The organism is uncultured Tenacibaculum sp. (assembly GCF_947494125.1).
Taxonomy (GTDB): Bacteria; Bacteroidota; Bacteroidia; order Flavobacteriales; family Flavobacteriaceae; genus Polaribacter.
This window is the reverse complement of record NZ_CANLTU010000032.1, coordinates 1-1,920: the sequence shown is the minus strand read 5'-3', so window position 1 is coordinate 1,920 and position 1,920 is coordinate 1. Positions and strand designations below refer to the sequence as shown.

General features: G+C 39.7%; 1 protein-coding gene. It reads right to left on the bottom strand.

Going from position 1 to position 1,920, the window contains the following annotated elements; genetic code table 11:
- Window positions 1-1,920: gliding motility-associated C-terminal domain-containing protein (locus tag Q0881_RS17670; protein ID WP_299163272.1), on the bottom strand; the 1,920-nt coding region annotated here is incomplete at both ends.

The following is a 1,920-nucleotide window of genomic DNA, read 5'->3' as shown; positions in this document are numbered from 1 at the left end:
TTTATATATACCCAACCTACTAGAGGCTTCCTGTTAAATTTATTTAGATGTATAACATAGTAATACGTTCCTGCTGGTACAACACTTTCTCCTAAGTAGGTTCGCTTTCCATTTGATTGTCCATCCCACCACTGAATATTTTTTGTTCCAGTATTCGTGTAGTTATAAACTTTATTTCCCCAACGGTTATATACACTTATATTAAAGTTTAAATAATTTACGAGTCCTGGGATTACAAAAGTGTCATTCTTTCCATCGCCATTAGGTGAAAATCCACTTGGTACTGGTATATCTAGGATATCATATGCATCGTCTATTCCATTATCATTCATATCTGTATTTCCTGTATCAGTTACTCCATCTGTTGGATTGTCATCTGAATCGGCCTCGTCTATGATTCCATCGCCATCACTATCTTTTATTGGATTCAACCCATTATCTGCATCTGCCCCATCTGGTACACCATCGCCATCAGCATCTGGATTGTTTGGATCTGGATCATTCGCATCGTTGATTCCATCGCCATCACTATCTGGACCGTTGTCGATAACTCCATCGCCATCTACATCCGAATCTGCATAATCTGGGATTCCATCGCCGTCTGTATCAGAAGATATAACTGTTATCGTTCCAGTTGCACTTACCGTTCCACAGCCTCCTGCTAATTGAATCTCATAATTAAAGGTTCCTATTACCGTTGGAGTACCACTAATCATAATTGCATTACCTACCATTGATGCTGTTACTCCTGCTGGTAAACCTGTTACTGTTCCGATTCCGGTTGCTCCAGTTGTTGTATGCATCATCGTTGCTGCCATTACGGTATTAACAACCATTGTTGGACTACTAGAAGCTGTACTCACTGTATTATCAGGGTTTACTGTAATAATTCCAGTTGCATTCATACTTCCACAACCTCCTGTTAATGGAATGTTGTAATTATATACTCCACTAGCTGTTGGTGTTCCACTTATAGTAATCACATCATTTGCCCATGCTGCAGTTACTCCTGCTGGTAAACCTGTTGCAGTTCCTATTCCGGTTGCTCCTGTTGTTGTATGCGTAATACTTGTCATAACTCCATTTATACATAAACTAGGTGTACTTGAAGCTGCACTCACAGTACTATTTAACATTACTGTTATGGTTCCTGTTGCATTCGCACTTCCACAACCTCCTGTTAATGGGATGTTATAATTGTATACTCCACTAACTGTTGGTGTTCCACTTATGGTAATTACATCATTTAACCATGTAGCTGTTACTCCTGCTGGTAAACCTGTTGCAACTCCTATTCCTGTGGCTCCAGTTGTTGTATGTGTAATATCTGTTATACTACTATTTGCACATACTGTTGGACTACTTGACCCATCACTCGCTGTAGTATTTGACCCTACTGTTATGGTTCCTATTGCTTTTTCGCTTCCACAACCTCCGTTTAATGAAATTTCATAATTATATACTCCACTAATTGTTGGTGTTCCACTTATGGTAATTACATCATTTAACCATGCTGCTGTTACTCCGGCTGGTAAACCTGTTGCGGTTCCTATTCCGGTTGCTCCAGTTGTTGTATGCGTAATGTTTGCCATAGCCTCATTTGTACATAAACTAGGTGTACTTGAAGCTGCACTTACAGTACTATTTGACATTACTGTTATAGTTCCTGTTGCATTCGCACTTCCACAAGCTCCTGTTAATGGGATGTTATAATTATATACTCCACTAACTGTTGGTGTTCCACTTATCGTAATTACATCATTTAACCATGCTGCTGTTACTCCTGCTGGTAAGCCCGTAGCCATACCTATACCCGTTGCTCCCGTAGTTGCATGTGTAATGTCTGTTATACTACTATTTGCACATACTGTTGGACTACTTGACCCAACACTCGCTGTAGTATCTGACGTTACTGTTATG